The 21779-nt window shown below is 68.6% G+C and carries 22 protein-coding genes and 1 pseudogene; 11 read left to right on the top strand and 12 right to left on the bottom strand.

Annotated elements, in window-relative coordinates; all coding sequences use genetic code 11:
• Positions 1–219: 219 nt before the first annotated feature.
• The 3 genes from MKK68_RS19735 to MKK68_RS19725 form a co-directional block, all read right to left on the bottom strand.
• Complete coding sequence (locus MKK68_RS19735; RefSeq protein ID WP_244032499.1) at positions 220–3405, bottom strand: PAS domain S-box protein; 3186 nt, start codon at positions 3403–3405, stop codon at positions 220–222.
• On the bottom strand, positions 3402–4226 hold the full coding sequence (locus MKK68_RS19730) for a Crp/Fnr family transcriptional regulator (RefSeq protein ID WP_244032497.1): 825 nt from the start codon (positions 4224–4226) through the stop codon (positions 3402–3404). The genes MKK68_RS19735 and MKK68_RS19730 overlap by 4 nt, the downstream gene beginning before the upstream one ends.
• Before the next feature lie 183 nt (positions 4227–4409).
• Positions 4410–4847 (bottom strand): MarR family winged helix-turn-helix transcriptional regulator, encoded by a 438-nt coding sequence (locus MKK68_RS19725; protein WP_244032495.1) that lies wholly within the window; start codon positions 4845–4847, stop codon positions 4410–4412.
• A 156-nt stretch (positions 4848–5003) separates the two neighbouring features.
• Here MKK68_RS19725 and MKK68_RS19720 point away from each other — a divergent pair, with 156 nt between their 5' ends.
• The 5 genes and pseudogenes from MKK68_RS19720 (at position 5004) to MKK68_RS19700 (ending at position 8876) form a co-directional block, all read left to right on the top strand.
• Complete coding sequence (locus tag MKK68_RS19720) at positions 5004–5471, top strand: SRPBCC family protein (RefSeq protein WP_244032493.1); 468 nt, start codon at positions 5004–5006, stop codon at positions 5469–5471.
• Positions 5472–5537: 66 nt separating this feature from the next.
• Positions 5538–6035: a cupin domain-containing protein gene (locus tag MKK68_RS19715; protein WP_244032491.1), complete on the top strand. Its 498-nt coding sequence runs from the start codon at positions 5538–5540 to the stop codon at positions 6033–6035.
• A gap of 54 nt (positions 6036–6089) precedes the next feature.
• The gene (locus MKK68_RS19710) at positions 6090–6488 is read left to right on the top strand and encodes an MAPEG family protein (protein WP_244032490.1); all 399 of its coding nucleotides are present in this window, start codon (positions 6090–6092) and stop codon (positions 6486–6488) included.
• A 101-nt stretch (positions 6489–6589) separates the two neighbouring features.
• Positions 6590–6829 (top strand): type II toxin-antitoxin system ParD family antitoxin, encoded by a 240-nt coding sequence (locus tag MKK68_RS19705; protein ID WP_244032488.1) that lies wholly within the window; start codon positions 6590–6592, stop codon positions 6827–6829.
• A pseudogene (locus MKK68_RS19700) lies at positions 6816–8876 on the top strand (PAS domain-containing protein). Before MKK68_RS19705 ends, MKK68_RS19700 begins: the two are co-directional and overlap by 14 nt.
• Before the next feature lie 78 nt (positions 8877–8954).
• Here the strand turns inward: MKK68_RS19700 and MKK68_RS19695 are convergent.
• From MKK68_RS19695 to MKK68_RS19660, 8 genes are read right to left on the bottom strand one after another with little or no spacing between them, the layout of a single operon-like run.
• Positions 8955–10715 (bottom strand): PAS domain-containing sensor histidine kinase, encoded by a 1761-nt coding sequence (locus MKK68_RS19695; RefSeq protein WP_244032486.1) that lies wholly within the window; start codon positions 10713–10715, stop codon positions 8955–8957.
• 19 nt (positions 10716–10734) lie between these two features.
• Positions 10735–11070, bottom strand: coding sequence for a circadian clock KaiB family protein (locus tag MKK68_RS19690; RefSeq protein ID WP_279605426.1), 336 nt, complete (start codon positions 11068–11070; stop codon positions 10735–10737).
• Positions 11067–11390 (bottom strand): circadian clock KaiB family protein, encoded by a 324-nt coding sequence (locus MKK68_RS19685; RefSeq protein ID WP_243937050.1) that lies wholly within the window; start codon positions 11388–11390, stop codon positions 11067–11069. Before MKK68_RS19685 ends, MKK68_RS19690 begins: the two co-directional genes overlap by 4 nt.
• A complete protein-coding gene (gene kaiC, locus MKK68_RS19680; protein ID WP_244032484.1) occupies positions 11387–13075 on the bottom strand; it encodes a circadian clock protein KaiC in 1689 nt (562 codons plus the stop codon). The genes MKK68_RS19685 and kaiC overlap by 4 nt, the downstream gene beginning before the upstream one ends.
• The gene (locus tag MKK68_RS29785; protein ID WP_313899237.1) at positions 13075–13686 is read right to left on the bottom strand and encodes an alcohol dehydrogenase catalytic domain-containing protein; all 612 of its coding nucleotides are present in this window, start codon (positions 13684–13686) and stop codon (positions 13075–13077) included. Before MKK68_RS29785 ends, kaiC begins: the two co-directional genes overlap by 1 nt.
• Before the next feature lie 47 nt (positions 13687–13733).
• Complete coding sequence (locus MKK68_RS19670; protein ID WP_244032483.1) at positions 13734–14150, bottom strand: ester cyclase; 417 nt, start codon at positions 14148–14150, stop codon at positions 13734–13736.
• A gap of 25 nt (positions 14151–14175) precedes the next feature.
• A complete protein-coding gene (locus MKK68_RS19665; protein WP_244032482.1) occupies positions 14176–14472 on the bottom strand; it encodes a hypothetical protein in 297 nt (98 codons plus the stop codon).
• 14 nt (positions 14473–14486) lie between these two features.
• A complete protein-coding gene (locus tag MKK68_RS19660; protein ID WP_244032481.1) occupies positions 14487–15563 on the bottom strand; it encodes a catalase family protein in 1077 nt (358 codons plus the stop codon).
• A 166-nt stretch (positions 15564–15729) separates the two neighbouring features.
• Here MKK68_RS19660 and MKK68_RS19655 point away from each other — a divergent pair, with 166 nt between their 5' ends.
• From MKK68_RS19655 to MKK68_RS19640, 4 genes are all read left to right on the top strand, one after another.
• A complete protein-coding gene (locus MKK68_RS19655) occupies positions 15730–16299 on the top strand; it encodes a type 1 glutamine amidotransferase domain-containing protein (RefSeq protein ID WP_244032480.1) in 570 nt (189 codons plus the stop codon).
• 76 nt (positions 16300–16375) lie between these two features.
• Positions 16376–17458 (top strand): catalase family protein, encoded by a 1083-nt coding sequence (locus MKK68_RS19650; RefSeq protein ID WP_244032479.1) that lies wholly within the window; start codon positions 16376–16378, stop codon positions 17456–17458.
• 51 nt (positions 17459–17509) lie between these two features.
• Entirely contained in the window at positions 17510–18415 is a 906-nt protein-coding gene (locus MKK68_RS19645; RefSeq protein ID WP_244032478.1) for an alpha/beta fold hydrolase, read from the top strand.
• Positions 18415–19302, top strand: a complete 888-nt coding sequence (locus MKK68_RS19640) for an alpha/beta fold hydrolase (RefSeq protein WP_244032544.1) — start codon at positions 18415–18417, stop codon at positions 19300–19302. The genes MKK68_RS19645 and MKK68_RS19640 overlap by 1 nt, the downstream gene beginning before the upstream one ends.
• Positions 19303–19323: 21 nt before the next feature.
• On the opposite strand, the gene MKK68_RS19635 is transcribed toward MKK68_RS19640, so the two are convergent.
• Positions 19324–20124, bottom strand: coding sequence for an SDR family NAD(P)-dependent oxidoreductase (locus MKK68_RS19635; RefSeq protein WP_244032477.1), 801 nt, complete (start codon positions 20122–20124; stop codon positions 19324–19326).
• 106 nt (positions 20125–20230) lie between these two features.
• On the opposite strand from MKK68_RS19635, the gene MKK68_RS19630 reads away from it, so the two are divergent.
• Both MKK68_RS19630 and MKK68_RS19625 read left to right on the top strand, forming a co-directional pair.
• Positions 20231–20368, top strand: a complete 138-nt coding sequence (locus MKK68_RS19630) for an SDR family oxidoreductase (RefSeq protein ID WP_244032475.1) — start codon at positions 20231–20233, stop codon at positions 20366–20368.
• Positions 20369–20453: 85 nt separating this feature from the next.
• On the top strand, positions 20454–21176 hold the full coding sequence (locus MKK68_RS19625) for an EthD domain-containing protein (RefSeq protein WP_244032473.1): 723 nt from the start codon (positions 20454–20456) through the stop codon (positions 21174–21176).
• The last annotated feature ends 603 nt before the right edge of the window (positions 21177–21779 follow it).

Here is a 21779-nt window from a genome sequence, read left to right as displayed (position 1 = left end):
GGCGATCCTCCTTCAGCGCGGCGCGCCATCCCGAGGCGGGCCCAGGGGGGTTCGCTTCCGATCATGCGCACGCATGAGGGCACCGGTCCCGCCGCCGCTGCGTGGTAAGGCATCCGTCCGTGACGTCGTTTCAGCGAGCCTGCGGAAGGGTTCCGGGGCGTCCGGGAAGACGGGGCCGGAACAACGACGGCGCGACCTGGACGGTGTTTTGACGCGAACTCACGGGATGTCCTGGAAGTTGCGTAACGGTGCCTCGACGACACAACACACTCCTTCAGGTGGATAGGTCAGCGTGATCCGGCCGTCGACCGCGCCGACGAGGCCACGCTCGATCAGGCGGGAACCGAACCCCTTTCGCGACGGGGGCACCACCGGCGGCCCGCCGCGCTCGCGCCAGGATATCGTCAGGACCGGCCCGGGGGCTTCCTCGCGCAGCCTCCAGTCGATCTCGACGCGGCCCTCCAGGGTCGAGAGGGCGCCGTACTTAGCAGCGTTGGTGGCGAGCTCGTGCGTCATCAGCGCGAGGGCGAGCGCCGCCTTGCCGCCGATCTCGACCGAAGGGCCGCGGTAGCGCACGCGATCCGAGCCGTCGTCCTGGAGGCCGACGCCGCCGCGGATGACAGGTTCGATGGGGGTGTGCTCGGCGGCGCCGCCGAGAAGCAGGTCGTGCGCCTTGCCCAGGGTGATCAGCCGGTCGGCGAGGACCTCCTTGGCGACCTCGACGTCGGTGGCGCCGCGCAGGGTGTTCGAGGCGATGGCCTGAACCATCGCCAGGAGGTTCTTCATCCGGTGGCTGAGTTCGGCGCTCAGCAGGTCGCGTTGCTCCTCGACCCGCCTGCGCGCGTCGATGTCGGAGATGGCCGCGACCACCCCGTTGACGGTCCCGGCCGCGTCGCGCATCGGCGTGGCGACGACCTGCGACCAGACACGGCTGCCGTCCGGCCGTTCGAACTCGACCTCAAGCTCTGCGCGCTCCAGACCCTCGCGGATGACCCGGGCCACCGGGAACTCGGTCGGGACGACCCGGCGCCCGTCGGCGTGGTAGGCGACCCACTCGCCGTAGCTCTCGACGTCGCGGGATTCGATGGTCGGACGGCCGATCACCGTCTCCATGAAGGCGTTGCCGCCGATCACGCGCCCGGACGGCGCCTCGACGAACACGATGCCCACCGGTACGGTCGCCATGATCGAGCGCTGGCTCGCCTCGCTCGCCCTGAGCGCGTCCTCGGTGCGCTTGCGTGCCGTGATGTCGTTGAACAGCACCGCGACCTGGCGGGAGCCCGGCTCGCCGAAGGGATAGGCGTAGACTTCGAACCAGCGGTCGCCGAGGGCGTTCGCCATATGCTCGAACCGTTCCGGCGCGCCGCCGCGGGCGATGCGGTCGTAGATCTCGAACCAGTGCTCCTCGTGGCCCTCCGCCAAGTCGCGCATCCACTGGCCGAGGACGCCCTTGAGCCCCGATTGCCGCTCAAACGCCGGGTTCACCTCCAGGAAGCGGTAGTCGAGCGGACGCTCGGTCGCGTCGAGCTTGACCTCGATGACGCAGAAGCCCGCGTCGATGCTCTCGTACAGGTCGCGGTAGCGCATCTCGCTGGCGAGCAGCGCCTCCTCGGCCTTCCGGTTCGCGGTGACGTCGCGCGAGACCGCCAGCAGCTTGGTCACCGCGCCATCGCCGCCCCGGATCGGCGTGACCTGGACGTCCCACCACTTCCGGTTGCCCTTCATCGTGCAGGCCGGCCCGGTGAAGCGCCCGACGCCGCCCGCCGAGGCGGCTTCGACGGCCGTCCGGGCCTCGGCCTTGCCGGCCGCGTCCCAGAACCCGGTCCAGTCCGCCCCGGCGATGCCGTCGAAGTCGTCGACCTCCATGACCGTCTGGCCGCCCGCGCTCATGAATTCGAGGCGGGCGTCGAGATCGAGCACCTTGATGCAATCGGCGGAGGCATCGAGCACGCTCCGTAGGAATCCCTCGCTCTCCTGGAGCCGCGCGGCGGCGTCGCGCTGCTCGGTGCGGTCGCGCAGGATCTTGAGGAAGCCGATGGCCGTCCCCGCCTCGTCGCGCAGCGCCATCATCTCGCCGTTGGCCCAGAACCGGGTGCCGTCCTTGCGGATGTGCCAGCGCTCGTCGACGCCGCGCCCGTGGTCGAGCGCGGCCTGCATCTCCTTTTCGGCGATGCCGTTCGCCCGGTCCTCGGGGGTGAAGAACACGTCGGCCGGCCGCTCGACCATCTCCGCCGGCGACCACCCGAGGATGCGGGTGGCGCCCTCGTTCCAGTCGTCGACGCGCCCGTCGAGGCCCATGACGATGATCGCGTAGTCGATGGCGCTATTAAACACCGCCTCGTAGCGGTCCTCGGTGGCCTTGGCCCTGCGCCGGGCCTCGGCCTCGCCGACCCGGTAGAGCCCGGCGGCGACGGTGCCGGCGAACAGGCCCGCGACCTCGACGTCGCGTTGCGAGAAGGCGCCGGCCGTACTGGACTGGAGCTTCAGGACGCCGATGCCCTCGCCGTCGCGGGTGATCGGGACGACGACGCATGACCGCAACCCGAGGTCCTCGATCAGGTCGCGCTTGACGTCGGGGTCGTCGAGCACGTCCGACACCGCCCGTGCTTGCCCCGACAGCAGGCACGCCCCCGCGAGGCTGCCATCGAGCGGAAGGCGCAGGCCGGCATGGCGGGCGAGGTTCCCGGCCGCGCGCCGGTAGACGAGTTCGTCGCCCTCCCGCATCTCCACGACGCCGCCCTCGGCCTGTGGCAGCGCCCGCAGCGCCCCGGCCACCACCGCGTCGAGCACGTCGTCGAACCGCCCGCCCGATCCCGCGACGGCGGCCTGGGCGTCGAGCAGGGCCTCGTGCTGGGTCACCGCCGCGCGTTGGGCGGCGAGCAGGCCGTCGCGCTGGGCGAGCGACCGCCGCAGTTCCAGTTGCACCATGACCTGGCGGGCCAGGACCCGGAGGGCCTCGGCTTGGTCTGGGGTAAGGCCCTCGGGTCGCGGATCGACGTCGATCACGCACAGCGACCCGATGCAGGCACCGTCGGCGGCCTGCAACGGGGCGCCGGCATAGAACCGTATGAACGGGTCGCCGGTGACCAAGGGATTGTCCCGGGTGCGATGGTCCTCCCGCAGGTCGGGGACGACGAGGAGGTCGGATTGCCCGAGGGCGTGCGCGCAGACCGATTTGTCGAGCGTGGTCTCGCACGGTTCGAACCCGACGCGGGCCTTGAACCATTGCCGGTCGCCGGCGACCAGGCTCACGAGCGCCACGGGCGTGCCGCAGGCTTTCCGGGCCAAGTCGACGATGTCGTCGAAACCCTTCTCGGGCGGGGTGTCGAGGATGCCGTAGGCGTCGAGCGCCGCCAGCCTGGGCGGCAGGTGGACCTCGAACGGGATGGCTGTCGGTGTGGTCATCGACCAGCCTCCCGAAGCGCCGGGAGAAGGGCATCGGGCCGGGGCGGCGGCGGCGTCCCGGGCTCGGTCGCCTCGACGGCGACGATCCCGCCGTCCGGCGCGTACATCGCTCCGAGGACGGTGCGGAAGTGCCCGCGGACCCGGGCGTGGCAGTCGCAGCAGGCGGCCTCGGTCCGGGCCCGGTCGAGCATGTGGATGCGGCCGCGCCCGACATGGATCAGTCCCTGGTCCTGAAGCTTGGTCAGCACCGTGGTGACGTAGGTCCGACCGATGCCGAGCATCCCGGCGAGCACGACCTGGGTGATCGGCAGGGCGTCGGTGCCGACCCTGTCCTGAAGGCCGAGCAGCCAGCGCAGCACCCGCTGCTCGATGGGGTGGGCGGCGTTGCATGCCACCGATTGCAGGACCTGGGAAAGGAGACAGTCGGCGTAGCGCACGAACAGGTCGTTCAGCGTCGGCGAGGCGCGCTTGGCCTCGCGCAGCCTTTCCGCATCCATGCGCAGGACCGCGCCCTCGACTTGGATCACGCACCGGGTGAAGGCGGGCAGGTACCCGTGACTGACGACGCCGCCCATCGCGCCCTCGTGACCGACCGTCGCCGTCTCGACGGTACGGTCGCCGCCCATCGGCACCAGCAGGGTGGCGACGGTCCGGTCGAGGGGAAAGGTGACGTGCGAGACGTCCTCGCCGACGCGGAACAGCACGTCACCCCGGGCATGCTCCCGTCGGGCGAGATGCGGCGCGAGCAGGGCCACGTCGGGCGCCGCGAGCGCGGCGAGGAGCAGGTTGCCCGCGAACGGGTGACCGGGGTCGCTGGACATGGGAGGGGAAATCCGGCCGATAACGGATCGTCGGCGAGAATATCCATGCCACGGCCCTCCACCGCTCACAATCCTACATTTGTCGGACGATGCAGCACCTTGGCGAACCCCTGGGACAGTGAGGGATGGCTGTCACCGGAAATGGCCGGAACAAGGTGGCTCGCAGGTCATACGGGCGAGGTTTCAGGCGGACCCGTTCTCCTGCACCTCGCCGTCGGCGGCGATGCGGTCGGTGAGCTCCCTCAGTTCCCGACGCAGCTCGGCGAGGTCGCGATCCGCCAAACCGGTACGGCAGACGACGGACTGCTGGGCGGCCAAGAGCTTGCCCTTAAGATCGATCCCGACCTCGGTGAGGGCGACGAACACGACGCGTCGGTCGGCACCGCGGGCGCGCGTCGCGAAACCGGCGGCCTCCAGCCTGTCGACCAGCGGGGTGACGGCGTTGGAACCGAGCCGCAGGCGCTCGGCCAAGACATGGATCGGCGTCGTTCCGTCCTGCCAGAGCGCCAGCATGACGAGATATTGCGGGTAGGTCAGGCCGAGTTCGGCCAGCAGGGGGCGGTAGGCGCGCACCACCGCGTTGGTCGCGGCATAGAGCGCGAAGCAGAGTTGGTCGTCCAACCGCAGCCTGGACTTCCCGGACGCCATCGCTCAAATTCCATTCAGGTCCGGATGATCCACGCATGAACGAAGCTGTCAAGCGGCGGTAACCCGGACCGTAAGGCCGCCCGGCCCGGCGAGACCCGGATCAAGGGTCCGCCAACGAGGAGAAACGCCATGAGGTCGATCCTGACATCGGCCGTCGTTGTCGCGGTCCTGTCCGCCACGCCCGCGCTCGCCCTCGACGAGACCAAGACTGCGGCGGCGCCACCGGCCACCGTCCGCAAGACCATCGGCGGATTCTGCGGCATCGGCGACCGGCACCCGGCCGTCGAGACGTGCGTCCTGTCCAGGAAGGGCGGCAGGAAGGTCCGCACGTTGTCCCTGAAGGGCGGCGGCACCATCGTGGAGGAGCAGGTCGCCCGCGACGAGAAGACGACAGCTTACACCTACGCCCTCCGGGAGAGTCCGCTGCCCGTCGAGGGCTACGGGTCGACCCTCTCCCTGGCAACGGACGGCAAGGGCTCCAAGCTGATCTGGACGGGCAGCTTCAAGGCCAAGGGCGCGCCCGAGGCCAAGGCCGAGGAGATCGTCGGCGGCATCTGCGACGGTGGCTTCAAGGGTATCACCGACAAGGCCAGGTAACGGCACGTTCCCGCCCGCGGTGGATGCCGTCGCGGGCGGAAAAAAGCGATTGAGGAAGGAGCCCCCATGAGACATCTCGTACGAAGCCCGATCCTCGCGTTTGCGATCCTGCTCGCCGGCATCGCCTTCGGCGCCGCGGAGGACAGCCATGATGCGAAGGGAATGGTCGCCATTGAGGACGCCTCCGCCATCGTCTACGGCGCCGGTCCGGCGAACCTCCCCAAAGGCACGCAGCTGAGCAAGCTCGCAGGCGATCCGGCCAAGCCCGGTCCATTCGTGCTGCGCATCAGGCTCCCGGCCAATACCGTAATCGCGCCCCACACCCACTCACTGGCCGAGACGCTGACCATCCTGTCCGGCTCAATTTATCACCAGCACGGCGAGACCATCGACAAGGCGGCCGGCAAGAACCTGAAGGCCGGCGGCTTCGTCTACCTGCCGCAGGACATGCCGCACTCGCTCTGGACCACCGACGAGCCGGTCGAGCTGCAGGTTAACGGCTCCGGACCCTTCGGGCTCAACTACGTCAACCCGGCCGACGACCCGAGCCGCAAGGCCGAGTGAGGCAGTCGACCGCCGACACGCCCTCGACGGTCACGACCCCAACCAGGACTCCCGATGGCCTATCCCACCCTCACCGCCTTCTACGCCGGCCTGTTCGCGCTCATCTACGTCGGCCTCTCCGCATGGGTCGTGGCGAGCCGGGTCTCCTCCGATACGCTCCACGGGGACGGTGGCAACGAGGCAGTGGAGAAGCGCATCCGCACCCAGGGCAACTTCGGAGAGTACGTGCCGCTCGCCCTCCTCCTCGTTGCCCTGCTCGAAGCGGGCGGCGGCGGCCCGACGCTGGTGCGGACGCTCCTGATCGTCCTGCTTGTCGCCCGCGTCCTGCACCCCTTCGGAATGTTCGCCGCCAAGAACTCCCCGGTGCAGTTCGCCTGCCGCGGCGGCGGCATCCTCGCCACCCTCGGGGTCATCGCCGTCGCCGCGGTCTTCCTTCTGCTGCGTGCCGGCTAAGCGGCGTCCGAATCCCCGGACGCCGGGGTACGACCATGTCATGTGCACGGTCCGGCCCCGAACGAATTGTGCGATATTGTCCTACGAAGTAGCGTGTCGGGATGATCGGACGGAAAGCCGTCAGCGCCTCGCTGACCCCCGAGTTGCATGCCTTCCTGAACGAGCTCGTCGCGGCAGGCGGGTACGCCAATGCGAGCGAGGCGATGCGCGCGGACCTGGGGCTGCTCCGGCACGAGGAAGCGGCGCGCCGGATCCACGAGCCGTGCCGGTACTCCCGACGGCGGGGTCCCGGCATGGGACGGCGCGCCCTGGTACGGGACGGGCATGATGCCCGTGGGTGAGCGCGGAGCCGGTACACTTCCCTTCCTCGTGGGCGGAGGCGGGATGGGCGCGCGCATGCGTGCGCACGATTGGTCCGCTTCCCCTCTCGGAGAGCCCGGGACCTGGCCGCCGCCGCTGGGCGTGGTCGCCGGCCTGATGCTCGGGTCGGCGTTCCCCATGTTCGCGGCCTGGGGACCGGAGCTCGGGTTCCTGTACAACGACGCCTATTCCGCGATGCTGGGGGCGAGGCACCCCGACGCGCTCGGCAGGCCGTTCCGGGAGGTTTGGCCGGAGATCTGGGACGAGATCCTGCCTTTCATCGAACGGGCCATGAGCGGCGAGGCGACGTACCAGGAGGACCTGCCGCTGCGCATGGAGCGCAAGGGGTTCGCCGAGGACACTTCGTGGACGTTCTCCTACTCGCCGATCCGAGACGTGGACGGGACGGTGAGGGGGATGTTCTGTGCCTGCGTCGAGACGACGGAAGCGGTGCGTTCCAGGTCCGAGCTCGCCGACCTCAACGTCGACCTGGAACGGCAGGTCATGGACCGGTCGCGCGAGTTCAAGCACCTTTGGGACACGTCCCCCGACCTGTTGCTGGTCATCGATTTCCTGGGCGTGTTCCGCAAGGTCAATCCGGCCTGGACGACGTTGCTCGGCTACGCGCCCGAGGAACTGGTCGGTCGGCACGTGTCCGAATTCATCCTGCCCGAGGACGATGCCAGGACCAGGGATGCGTACGAGCTGGCGGCCGGCGGCGGCCTGCCCGTCATCGAGAACCGCTACCGCCACAAGGACGGCTCGATCCGCTGGCTGTCCTGGGTGGCCGCGCCCAACGATGGCGTGACGTACGCCACCGGTCGGGACGTGACCGCGAGGGTAGCGGCCCAGGAAGAGCTCGCCACCGCGCAGGACGCCCTGCGGCAGTCGCAGAAGCTGGAGGCGGTCGGGCAATTGACCGGGGGCGTGGCGCACGACTTCAACAACCTGCTCACCGTGATCAAGTCCTCGACCGATCTCCTGAAGCGCCCGGGGCTTCCGGAGGAAAGGCGTACCCGTTACGTCGGGGCCATCTCCGACACCGTCGAGCGTGCCGCCAAACTGACCGGGCAGCTCCTTGCCTTCGCACGACGGCAGGCGCTCAAGCCCGAGGTGTTCGCCGCCTGCGACAGCGTTCGCTCGCTCTCCGACATGATGGGCACCCTGACCGGGTCGCGCATCGAGATCGTGACGGACCTTCCCGAGACCACCTGCTTCGTGCATGCCGATCCGAGCCAGTTCGACACCGCGTTGGTCAACATGGCGGTCAACGCCCGCGACGCCATGGACGGCGAGGGCCGGCTCGTCGTCCGCGTGCGCGCCGTCGAGGGCATGCCCGCGATCCGGGCGCACGCGGCCGTCACGGGCGGGTTCGTCGCGGTGTCGATCAGCGACACCGGCACCGGAATCCCCGCGGACCGCCTGGAGCAGATCTTCGAGCCGTTCTTCACCACCAAGGGCGTCGGCCAGGGCACCGGCCTCGGCCTCAGCCAGGTGTTCGGCTTCGCCTAGCAGTCCGGAGGCGAGGTCACCGTCGAGAGCGAGGTCGGGCGCGGCACCACCTTCACGCTCTACCTTCCGCGCGTCGCCGAGGAGGCGAAGACGGCGGACGCGGGCGAGCCCGAGCCGCTGATGGACGGGCACGGCACCTGCGTGCTGGTGGTGGAGGACAACGCCGAGGTCGGGACGTTCGCCGTCCAAACCCTGTCCGACATGGGCTACGTCACCGTATTGGCCAACAACGCGGAAGAGGCGCTGGCCGAGCTCGCGCAGGACGCCGACCGGTTCGACGTCGTGTTCTCGGACGTGGTCATGCCAGGCATGAACGGCATCGACCTCGCGCACCGCATCCGCGAGGAGCACCATGACCTACCGGTGCTGCTGGCGTCCGGGTACAGCCACGTGCTGGCGCAAAACGGCACCTACGGCTTCGAACTCCTGCACAAGCCGTACTCGGTCGAGCAACTCTCGCGCCTGCTCCGCAAGGTGGCGACCTGGCAGCGCCGCAGGCGCATCCTGGATCGATAGGCTCGACCCGCGGTCATCGCGGCCGGGCCCGGCGTCGGTGGTGCGTTCCCCTGCATGATGGTCGTCCTCGCGACCGGACTAGCCAGACCCGTCACGAGGCGCGACGGACGCACGGGATGCCTCGATCATGGAACGGATGCGCGCGGCCATGGTGTCGACGGCGAAGGGCTTGGTGAGCACCGCCATCCCCGGCGCGAGATGTCCGTTGCCAAGCACGGAGTTCTCCGCGTACCCCGTGATGAACAGAACCCTGAGGTCCGGCCTCGACGTCCGTGCGGCATCGGCCATCTGGCGGCCGTTCATGCCGCCGGGAAGACCCACATCGGTGACGAGTAGGTCGATGCGGACGTCCGACTGCAGCACCTTGAGACCGGCCACGCTGTCGCTCGCCTCAATGGCGGTGTAGCCGAGGTCTTCGAGGATGTCGGTCACCAGCATGCGGACGGTGGGTTCGTCGTCCACGACCAGCACCGTCTCGCCCTGCTCGGAGCGGGGGAGCGTCGCCGTCGCTGTCCGTCCGTCCTCCCTGTCGATCTCGCCGTAGTGACGCGGCAGGTAGATCGACACGGTCGTGCCCCTGCCCACCTCGGAATAGATGCGGACCTGTCCGCCCGATTGCTGCGCGAACCCGTAGATCATGCTCAAGCCGAGGCCCGTGCCCGCGCCGAGCGGCTTCGTGGTGAAGAACGGCTCGAACACCCGCGCGATCACCTCGGGCGGCATGCCGGTCCCGGTGTCGGTGACGCTCAGTGCGAGATACTGGCCTTCCGGCATGTCCAGGTGACGCGCCGCCCGTTCGTCCAGCCACTTGTTCGCCGTCTCCACCGTGATGCGGCCACCGCTCGGCATCGCGTCGCGCGCATTGATGCACAGGTTCAGCAGGGCGTTCTCCAGCTGGGACGGATCGACCAGGGCCGGCCAGATCCCTGACGCACCGACGACCTCGATCAGGATTCCCGGTCCGACCGTGCGTTGGATCATCTCCTGCATGCCGGAGACGAGGCGGTTCACGTCGGTGGGTTTCGGGTCGAGGGTCTGGCGCCGGGAGAAGGCGAGGAGGCGGTGGGTCAGTGCGGCCGCCCGCTTCGAGGCACCCTGGGCCGCCGCCATGTAGCGCTCGACGTCGTTGAACCGCCCCTGCTGCATCCGGGTCTGCATCAGCTCAAGCGAGCCGGAGATGCCCGCGAGCAGGTTGTTGAAGTCGTGCGCCAAGCCACCCGTGAGCTGGCCGACCGCCTCCATCTTTTGGGATTGCCTCAGGGCTTCCTCGACGCGCTCGCGTTCGGCGGCCTCGGTCCGGAGGCGGTCGTTCACCTCGGCGAGATCGCGCAGGTGGAGACGTTGTTCGCTGAGGTCGGTCAGCACGCCGCAGAGGAGCGGGGTAATCTCCTCGCGGTGCAACTGACTCAGAGAGAGGTTGACCGGTCGTCCGTCGCCGCCGGTGCATCCCAACGTCAACTCGCCACGCACGACACCTTCGGAAGCACCACCCAGCAACCGCTCGAACGCGGCGATGTCGCCCGGGCGCAGGAACGACTGCAGGGGTATCCCGATCACCCGCTCCTGCGGAACGCCGAGCATCGCGGCGAGGCGCAGATTGCAATAGAGTACGGTGCCGTCGGCGCCGAGGGTGAAGGCGCCTTCCTGGATTTGCTCGATCAGGACCCGGTAGGGTCGGTCGGCGTCCTCCAGCGTGTAGACGAAGCGCTCTCCCGCCGGCCCCTCGACCACGACCGCATCGAAGTCGCCGCGGCGGATCGCGGAGACGGTCTCCTCCGCCTCCTCCAGCCGTGCTTCCGTGGCGCGCAGGCGGTCGCGGCATTCCGCGAGGTGCGCCACGAGGTCGTCGCGAGAAGCCTCAGCCGTCATCTTGTTTGGCGCCGATGCCAGAAGGGAGATCGAGGCCCCGTAGGACCCTGGCCTCGTCCGACAGATCGCCGACGAGGCGACGTTGGGGGAGCGGTTCCAGACGAAGCAGGGTTGGTGCAGCCACGACCTGATGCACCTCCGCGAGATGGGGCTGCTGGTAGATGTCGATGGTCTCGATATCGACGCGGCCCGCCAGCGGGCCGTCGCAGATCCGGCGAAGGTTCTCGATGGTCCGGCGGGACCGCGGGGTCATGCCGGCCACGAACAGGCGGAGGACGTAGCGTGCCTCCCCCGGCGACGGGACAGAAGCCTCGCCCGCACTCAAGCGGTCTTCGCTTTCGGTCGGATGTCGAGGCCGACCAGCACCTTCTCCGTGTTCGACAGGTCGCCGATGATCCGCTTGAGAGGCTCAGGCAGGCGGCGCACGAGGGTCGGGATGGCGAGGATCTGGTCCCCCGCGGCCAGTTGCGGATTCTTCATGAGGTCGATCACCTCGATGTCGTAGCGACCGGGCAGATGCTCCTCGCAGATGCGCTTCAGGTTCGCCATGGCAGCCATCGACTTCGCGGTGTGACCGGCGACGTACAGGCGCATGTGGTAGGGACCGCCGTCGATCTCCTCCCCGGTGGACGGATCCTCGGTCATTCCGCTGCGCTCCGTCGCTGGATGATCGCCCGGCGTTCCGTCGCCAGCAAGGTCTCGCGGCTCTCGTCTTCGCCGAGCAGGACCGTCTCCTCCTCCTCGGCGACCTCAAGGCTGGCCCGCAATTCGGCGATCTGCCGCTCGATGGCCTGACGCCGCCGGATCACCTCGCGCTTGCGACGCTCGCTCTCCTGGCCGCGGCGCAGGGCCTCGGCCTCCTCGCGGGCCTCCTGGACCACGCGGGCGGTCCCGGTCAGCACGCCGGCGGAGCCGACATAGGCGTCGAGGAGCCTTACGCCCGTCGCGGACATCTGGAACTCGCGGACCTGGTTCGAGTGGCTCATGCCGCGGGCCTTGATCACGTAGAGGGTACGCGTGCGTTCGCCGTTGGCCTCGACGTCGAGAAGCTTGATCCACGCGTCCATGAGAGAGGACAGGCCGAGGTCGCCGCGTTCGTCGAAGCCCCCGTCGGTGCGAAGGCTCGTGAACACCGCGGTGATGCCGCGGCCCTTGAACATGTCGACCATGCGCAGCAGCGTCGCCTGCAACTCGGTCGCCGGTCCGCGCAGGGCGGAGATGGGATCGATGATCACCACGCTCGGGTCGAAGCGCTCGATGTCGCGATGCATCCGCGCGAGATGGGTCTCCAGCCCGTACAGCGTCGGGCGCGCCGCCTCGAACCGCAGGAGGCCGCTCTCGACATGGCGCGTGAGGTCGAGACCCACGGAGCTCGCGTTCCGGCAGATCTGTGCGCCGCTCTCCTCGAACACGAACGACATCGCCCGTTCGCCGCGGGCGCAGGCGGCATCGACGATGTAGGAGCTGATCGTGGTCTTGCCCGTGCCGGCGACGCCCGAAATGAGCACGCTCGAACCCCGGAAGAATCCGCCGGGACCCATCATCGCGTCGAGTCCCTCGATGCCGGTCGGGACGATGTCGTCCGAGACGCCGTAATCGAGGTCCGCCGAGGTGACCGGCAGGACGCTGATGCCGTCCTCGTCGATGAGGAAGGGGTACTCGTTGGTACCGTGGGCTGAGCCGCGGTACTTGACGATGCGCAGGCGCCGGGTGGTGACCTGCTCCTCGACCCGATTGTCGAGCAGGATCACGCAGTCGGAGACATACTCCTCCAGACCCTGCCGGGTCAGGCCGCCATCGCCGCGCTCGCCGGTGATCACCGTGGTCAAGCCGCGATCCTTGAGCCAACCGAACAGGCGGCGCAGCTCCGCCCGCAGGATGGCGGCGTCGGACAGGCCGGCGAAGAGGGTCTCGATGGTGTCGAGCACGACGCGCTTGGCGCCGATGGTGTCGACGGCGTAACCGAGCCGGATGAAAAGGCCTTCGAGGTCGTACTCGCCGGTCTCCTCGATCTCGCTGCGCTCGACCCTGACATGATCGATGGCGAGCCTGCCCTCGGCGACCAAGCCGTCGAGGTCGTAACCAAGCGAGGCGACGTTGGCACCGAGGTCCTCGGCGCGTTCCTCGAAGCTCATGAACACACCGGGCTCGTCGAACTTCGTCGCACCGTTGACGAGGAAGGTCACCGCGAACAGCGTCTTGCCGCAGCCGGCGGAACCACAGACCAAGCTGGGCCGACCGACCGGCAGGCCGCCGAAGGTGACGTCGTCGAAACCGGAGATGCCGGTCGGCGCCTTGGCCAAAGTCTTTCCGGTGAGTGGTTCGGCCATCACACCTCATGTTCCTTCCCGAGCACCGCGCGCAATCCGGGGCTCTGCCCCGCCATCTCCTCGACGCGGCGTCGCAGGACGGTCTCGATGAAATTGGTCAGCGTCCGGTTATCGTGACGTGCGCAGTCCCGGACGTTCGCGAGCAGATCCGCGTCAATGCGGATCGCAAGGGGTTTCTTCACTCGCGTTTCCCCCGCCGCGACACCGATCACGCCTAGGGTCGCGCCCTGCGAAACGCAATACACATCGGTGTCACGTCGCCGACCGAAATCCCGGCCCAGCCGAATTGCCCCCGGGAACCCAGGACGCTCGGACGGGAGGTCGCCTTCGGTCGTTTGCCGCTGCCCGGTGGTGACCCTGCGGAGGATGCGCGACGGTCGCTCGGCCGAATAGGGCTTGCGCGACGCTGCCTTCGTGACCCGTCCGACGATCTCGTGACCGGGCATGCACGTGTAGACGGCGTCGCCCCAGTCGTTCTCGGCCTGGTGGATGTCGGAGTTGCAGACGCCGCAGTGCAGGACCTCGCTCGGCCCCGCCTCCTCATGCTCGAACCCCAGCGGCTTCAGCCCGGTGAAGGAATGCCTGGTGGCGTAACCCAGGCCCTTGTTCAAGCTTCGTTCCCTCGTGACAGTTCTTGGTCCCGTGGGGCAGGCGGGCCTCAGGCGTCGACGGCGCCGATCTGTTTGAGCATCGTCAGGTTGTCCATCAGCGCCCAGTGCTCGGCCAGCCTGCCGTCCGCGATGCGGAAGTAGTCCATCACCACGATGTCGACCGCCTTGCCGGTCGCCGGCACGCCCTGGAACTCTCCGGTGTGACGCCCTTGGAAGCGCAGACGGGCGAGCACGCGGTCCCCCTCGGCGATGACCTCGTCGATGGGCATCTCGATATCGGACAGGCCGCCATGCAGCTCCTCGCCGAGCTTGGCGACGCCGGCCGGCCCGCGGACCTCGAAGTCGAGGCCGGGGTCGTGCCGCACGAAGTCCGGCGCGATGAAGCGATCCCACCATGCCTGGTCCCGGTCGCGGAACGCGACGAAGTACGCCCGCACGAGATCCTTGTTCGATTCCGTCGACATCGTTTTCTCCCCGCCCATCGCCGCCTCAGCGCGCCTCGACCCTGATGCAGGTGAAGGCAACCGGCAGGGCCTTTCCGCCCTCTGCCTTCCGCGTGAACGAGGCGGCGTTGGCGGTGGTCGAGGCGATGGCGTGCTCGACGTCCGGGCTATCGACCAGCAGCACGTAGTCCTGACCGCTCTCCACGCCCTTGGTCGGGTCGAAGACGCGGATGGTGACGTTGTACGGCTTGAGCTCCGTCTTCATGATATCCCCTGCCTGGAGTTGCGTGGACCCGACGACGGCGTGCGCCGCCGGGACCGCGCCCGAGATGAGGCCGCGCATCGTCGTCTCCGTTCTCAGCGCCCGGCACCCGGCTCGTGGATCGGGCAGCCGTTGAAGCGCTCGCGGAACGCGGCCGAGTGCTTGTAGGGGGCATTGCGGGCGCGGTTGATGTTGCCGAGCGGCCGGTGGGCGGCGAGCCCGGTCCAGATCGAGAAGCGCATCTCCTCGTCGACCGCCTGCACGCGGGCCTCGTCCCAACTATCCTGGGGACGGGCGGTGATCAGGCCGACCCGCTGGAACGGCGCCTCGTCCTCTTTCCACTCGACGGTGGGGTCCTCGACGGGCTGGCGTTCGAGGTCGCGGCAGAGTTGCACCCGGAACTCCCAGACGCCCTCGATGGCCTCCATCTCGGACTGCACCGTCTCGCGGATCAAGTTCGGCCGGTCGGAGGCATCGATCTCGGTGCCGGTCAGCGCAGTCAGGCCCGGGGCGACGGGGGCGACCGAGAACTTCGCGATGTGGTCGCCGTACCGGAACGGCGTGACACTGTAGTAGGTCTCGCCGAGCGGATCGACGTTCGGCGCGCCACCGAGCGAGCCGATGGTCGGGCTTTCGATGCCCACCGCCGTCAGGGCCTTGTTGACGCCGCGCAGCACGGTGGAGGCAGCGACCTTCAGCCCCTCGACCCGGTCGGTCGTGCCGGCAAGCATCTTCAGGCTGCCCAGGAATTTCTCAGCGTTCGGCGCCTGGAAGACCTTGCCGTTGACCATGATGAAGTTCTGGGTGGTGCCCTCGGCATCGGGCAGGCGCTCGCCCTCGACGTCCAGGACCTTCAGGGCGAGGCCGCGCGGCAGCGAGACGGCGTCGGGAAGGATGTCGCCGGCGTTGGTCGACATCCGCATGTAGACCTTGTGCTCGCCGGGCTTGGCGAACAGCCCCTGCGCCAGTTCCGGCGGCAGGTTGGGGTCGATCCTGAGCACGCCTTCCAGAATGCCGTGCGCCTTGGCGTGGACGGAGCGGACGGCGTGTCCGGAATCATCCGCGACCGTTTGCAGGATCGTGTCGAAGGTCTCGTTCAGCCCCTCGATTGTCTTGGCTTCGTCAGGCTTCTCCACCTCGACGTCGGGGCTGTAGCGGACAGGGGCTTGCAAGGCTCAGGGCTCCGTTTTCTGGAATTCGGAAATGAACCTCCTTCGTCGTTCTCCGTTCCATCACGCGTGAACGAATTGCCGGAGACGTACCCGCTGATTGGGTTCGCCGAGCCGACGCCCGGCACACCGTGAACGGGTCCGATCCGGCCAGGAAACGGAGACAGACATGAGCCTGCAAGGACGGAAGATTGCCATCCTGATCGCCCCGCGTGGGACGGAAGAGCCGGAGTTCGTCCAACCGCGCGACGCGGTGACGAAGGCCGGGGCGAGCGTCACCGTGATCGGGCTGGAGGCCGGCGAGGCCGAGACGGTCAACAACGATCTGGACCCGGCTGGCCGCTACGCCGTCGACGCGACCATCGAGGTCGCCTCGGCCTCCGATTACGACGGGCTCGTCATCCCGGGTGGCTGCGTCGGCGCCGACAAGCTCCGGGCGAGCAAAGCGGTGGTCGCGTTCGTCCGGGACTTCTTCGCCCAGGGCAAGCCGGTCGGCGTGATCTGCCACGGGCCGTGGACGCTGGTGGAGGCGGACGTCGTGAAGGGGCGTACGCTCACCTCGTTCCCGACGCTTCAGACCGACATCCGGAACGCCGGCGGCACCTGGGTCGACCAGGAGGTCGTCACGGACAAGGGCCTCGTGACCAGCCGCAACCCGAAGGACCTGCCCGCCTTCTGCGCCAAGATCGTTGAGGAGTTTGCCGAGGGCCGCCATCCCGCACAGGCCCGCAGCGTCTGAGGGCGGTCTTTCCAGGGGTCGGTCGCACAATCCGCGGCCGACCCGCGTTGCCCCTCATCAATTACGCGAGGTGACCATGACCTACCTTCGATACGCCCCCGACATCGAGAGTCCCGCCGCGGGCGAGCAGGAGACCATCGACGGGATCATCAAGGGGATGACGCAGCAATCCGAGACGGTCGAGGCCCGCGAGCACCACGCGGTGCGCGCCAGCCACGCCAAGAGTTCGGCCTGCGTCACCGGTGAGTTGACGATTGCACCGGGCTTACCCGCCGAACTGGCACAAGGGCTCTTCGCCAACCCCGGCACCCACCCCGTCGCGGTGCGCTTCGCGCAGGGGCCGGGCGAGACCCTGGGCGACCGCGTCTCGACCCACCGCGGCATGTCCATCAAGGTGTTCGACGTCCCCGGCGAGAAGCTGCCCGGCCACGCCGTCGATACCCAGGATTTCGTGCTCGCGACGGGGACCACCTTTCCCTCGGGTACGGCGGCTGGCTTCCTGCAAGACGGCACGGTCATCGGCAAGTCGACCGGGCTGCCGGAAGGGGTCAAGAGCGCGGTCTCCTCGACCATGCGCAACCTCAACCGTGCCCTGCATGCCTTCGGCACGGAGAGCGCACTCGCCGACTTCTTCGGCCATCCCTACAGCCATCCCCTGGCCGACAGCTACTTCAGCCAGGCGCCGGTCCGCTACGGCGACTACGTCGCCAAGCTCGGGGCCGTGCCGTCGACGGAAAGCCAGCGCGCACTATCCGAATGGCGCCTCGACCCGCACCAGGACGAGGACGGCTTCCGCCACGCCACGGTCGCCTTCTTCCGGGACCACGAGGTGGTCTTCGAACTGAAGGCCCAGCTCTGGGCCGATGCCGAGCGGCAGCCCATCGAGGACGCCTCGGTGGACTGGCCGGTCTCGATCAGCCCCTACCGCACGGTGGCGACGCTGCGCCTGCCGCGTCAGGATGCCTACGCGCCGGACCGGGTACGGTACTTCGACGATGTGATGACCTTCCGGCCTGCCCACAGCCTCGCAGTGCACCGGCCGCTCGGTTCGGTGATGCGCGCGCGGCTCCAGGTCTACCGAGCCCTCAGCGCCTTCCGCCATCGCGAGAACGGCGTGGCGGAGGAGGATACCGCGAGCATCGACCGCATCCCGGCCTAGGACCGGCGTTTCGGGCACCGGCGTGCATAGTCCTGCCAAAGGAGGCTTCGCGTGAGCGAGCAACAGGTCGAGACCACACTCCTGAACGTGAACGTCGGCGTGGCGGGTCCGGCGGACGGCCCTGCCGTCCTCCTGCTCCACGGCTGGCCGGATGACGCCACGACCTGGGCGACCGTGGCGGGGGATCTGAACGAGGCGGGCTTCCGGACGGTTGCGCCGGAACTGAGGGGCTTCGGTCGTACGCGGTTCCGCTCGGTCGACACGCCGCGCACCGGCAACTCCGGCATCCTGGCCCACGACGCCATCGACCTGATGGATGCGATGGGCATCGCGACCTTCATGGTTGCCGGCCACGACTGGGGCTCGAACGCCGCCGAGGCCATGGCGGTCGGCTGGCCCGGGCGCGTGACCCGCATGGCGATGCTCTCGACCCCGTCGCGTCTCGGCGGCATGCCGACCCCGCCGTTCCCGCAGTGCCAGCGCCAATGGTACCACTGGTTCCAGGCGACCAGGCGCGGCCAGGACGCCGTGCGGGCCGATCCCAAGGGGTTCGGCCGCATCATGTGGGACAACTGGAGCCCGCCCGGCTGGTACGACGATGCGACGTTCGAGGCGGTCTCCGCGTCCTGGGTGAACCCGGACTTCGTCGACGTGACGTTGCACTCCTACCAGGCGCGTTGGCACGAGGCCGAACCGGACCCGCGCTCGGCCGAGCTTGAGGCGAAGGTGAAAGCGACGAAGTCCCTGTCGACGCCGACCCTCTTCATCCAAGGGGCGGTCGACGGCGTGAATCCACCGGAAGCCAGCAAGGACGTGCCCGCGAAGTTCTCAGGCCCCTTCGAATTCATCACCCTGGACGGGGTAGGCCACTTCGCCCCGCGAGAGGCTCCGGACACCGTCGCGGCGGCGCTCGTCCGGCACTTCCGGTCCACGGAAGGTAACGAGGGAGCACGGTGATGCGTGAGGTATGGGACGGCGCGGCGGTCGAGTGGGATTCGGCCGAGATCGAACCCGGCATGCGCCTGCACTACGGCGTAGCCGGCGAAGGCGAGCGTGTGATCGTGCTTGTCCACGGCTATCCCGAAACGACCTTCGCGTGGCGTCGTGTCGTGCCGCTGTTGGTCCGCGCCGGCTTTCGTGTCGTGGTGCCGGACTACCGCGGCGCCGGGGGCTCCTCGAAGCCGCCGGGAGGCTACGACAAGCACACGATGGCCGGTGACCTGCACGCGGTGCTCTACGGCCATCTCGGCCTGACGCAGCCGGTAACGATGATCGGGCACGACATCGGCATGATGGTCGCCTACGCCTTCGCCCGCCGCTACCCGAAGCTGACCGAACGGCTCGTCGTGATGGAGGCACCGCTGCCGGGCACCGATGCCTACCAAACGGCGTTGGGTGACACCGACAGGCTCTGGCACTTCCAGTTCCACCGCGCGCCGGACGTGCCCGAGTTGCTCACCGCCGGGCGCGAACAGCTTTACCTGGAGCGCTTCTACCAGGACCTCGCCTACGACACCGAGGCCATCGGCCCGGACGCAATACAGCGCTACGTGCGGGCCTTCTCGCGGCCGGGCGCCATGCGGGCCGGGTTCGAGCTCTACCGAGCCTTCCCGACCGACGACGCGCACAACAGGGCCGAGGTGAAGCGCGACGGGAAACTCACGATGCCGGTTCTTGCTCTGGCCGGCGTGCAAAGCGCGTTCGCACCGTTCACCGAGGCGATGATGCGGGAGGTCGCGAATGACGTGACGTTCCGGACGGTCGAGCGGGCGAACCACTGGATACCGGAGGAAAACGCCGAGGGTCTCTTCAGCGAGATCCTCGGCTTCGTCGGTCCGAAGTGACCGTACCGGGTTCGGCCAGGGTCAGTTCGCGGAGCCGGGCTTGGAGAAGGCGCGGTGCGCCGCCGCCACGAGCGGCTCGGGCAGCGCCTCCGCCACCGCGCTCATGACCTTGTTCTTCACCGTCGGTACGACCTTGTCCTTGCCGGCCTGGAGCGCATCGAAGGCTGCCTTCGCCACCACGGCGGGATCGTCCTTGCCTTCCATCGCGCCGGCCTTAGTGTCGAGCATCTCGGCGCGGTTGAAGAAGTTCGTGTCGGTCACCCCCGGCATCAGGATCGTCACGCCGACGCCGGTATCCTTGAGCTCGCTGCGCAGCGACTCGCCGAACCAGCGCAGGAACACCTTCGTCGAGCCGTAGATGGCCTCGAACGGGTCGGGCATGGACGCCTCGACCGAGGACGTGAACAGCAGCTTGCCGCTGCCGCGCGCGACCATGTCCTTCAGCACCAGCTTGGTCAGCTGGACGGTCCCGCGGACGTTCAGGTCGATCATCTTGAGTTCGCGCTGCAGATCGGTCTCGACGAACGGGCCGCCCAGGCCCACTCCGGCGTTCAGGCACAGCGCGTCGACGGGTCGGCCTGTGGACCGCACCTGCTCGAACAGGCTGTTCACGCCGTCCTCGCGCGAGAGGTCGGAGGCGTGGGTCAGCACCCTGGCGCCGCTGCCGGACAGGCGTTGCGCCGCCTCCGCGAGGTGCGCCTCGTCCTGGGCGGCGATGAGCACGTCGTGGCCGTTCTCCAAGAACTGCCGGGCGAGCTCGAAGCCGATGCCGTTCGAGCCGCCGGTCACGACGGCGAATGGACGGACGGTGTTGTCGGTCATGTTTGTCTCCGGTTCGCTCGCCCCAACCTTATGCGGTGATTTGGAGTTCCCCACCGGAGCGCGGCGGCGGCTCGCGCCAGGGGGACGCGGGCCGGGCTAACGGCGCATGCTGGAGGTGTCCGCGGCCGGGAGGGCCGGTACGCCCGACGAGGTCGGGACGGTAGGCGCGCTCCTCATGGGTTCCGACGGAGCCTTCGTCACCGGAAGCGACTTCCTGATGGATGGCGGTGTCACCGCCGCGTAGTGGTTCGGCGAGCTCGTGCCCGAACGCCGCATCGAGGATGCCCCGGCGTCCTGAGGATCACCCCGAGCCGGCGATAGGAACCGACATGCCCACGTCCACGGCCAGCGACTACTCCGGGCGCGATGCCGCCATCGCGATCAACACCTACACGACGGTGCTGCGCCGCCCCCGGGTTCCGCACGAGCTTTTCGCGACCTATTGGCGGGACGTGCACGGCCCCCTGTGCGCGCGCATTCCAGGCCTCGGCTGGTACGTGCAGCGGCATCTCGACCGCGAACGGGACGCGCACCTATGGCCGGTGGTCGAGGGCATCGGGCCATTCCCGGACTACGAGTTCGACGGGGGCGTCGAGATCGGGTTCAGCTCCGCCGCGGACCAGGCAGCCTTCGATGAGGCGTGCCCGATCCTGTTCGCGGACGAGCAGAACATGTTCGCCGCCACTGTCGCATATGCGCTCCCGCACGGGTCGACGACGTTCGTGGACCGCGGGGCCGAGGCGTCCCCCAACGGGGACGACGGCCTCGACCGGATCGAGCTCCACCTTGGCGCATCGCACGGGGACGCGGCGAGGTTCGGCGAGCGCATCGCCGGGTTGGCACGCGCCCTCGCGGCGGAGGGCCCGGTCCTGAAGGTGCGGCTCCACCTGCCGGAACCCTATGACAACGCCAAGCCCGCCCCGCCGGCGCCGAACGTGGACCACGCGGTGCCGGACGAACGTCGGCTGATCGCCGTCCTGGAGCTGGCGTTCGGCTCACCGCTGGAGCGGCGGACCTTCTACGCGTCCAATGCCTTCGAAGCCGCATCCTGATATTATTTAGAGCGATTGCTGCGTCAGTTGCCCGCTGAAAATCTGGTATGTTCCGCGCTGCATCCTTGCTAGCTCGGCAAGAACTTCCGGAGATCACGAACTGGGTTCAGAATGCCGACAAACGGACCTTCTGGGCTTCCGAGATGGGTCGGAAGCAGCCTCTCGTTGCGGGTATCAAGCGTCAGATTTCGACCACTAGCCGTCCCTCGCGGTCGTGAGACCGCGGTCCCCCGTGGATCTAGCGATGACATGTGACCATCACCACCAGGGACTGAGCGGAAACGTCGTGGCGGGGGCCGCACGCCTTCCACCGGGACTGCGGCTCGTCGTCGACCGTAGCCGGCGCCCGTGACGACGCGAACGCACCACGACGTTTATCGCACGGGCGCACGCAAAGCCGTTCGGTCGGCGGGATCGGCCACCACGCGAGGCCGGCCCGTCCCTCCAGACTGACCATGATGACCGCCTTCTCCGCGGGCTGATCCGAAACCCGGCCGGGACGTCCCTTCCGCCCCGGCCGGGCGGCGGTACCCAGGCACCTCGCCAAGCGAAAGACGCCTGAGCACCGATCCCGGCAGCGTGACACCGAGACCCTTCCCACAA

It is taken from the genome of Methylobacterium sp. E-016 (assembly GCF_022829745.1).
Taxonomy (GTDB): Bacteria; Pseudomonadota; Alphaproteobacteria; order Rhizobiales; family Beijerinckiaceae; genus Methylobacterium.
Note: the sequence above shows the minus strand (reverse complement) of the source record. Positions and strands in the feature narration are given on the sequence as shown.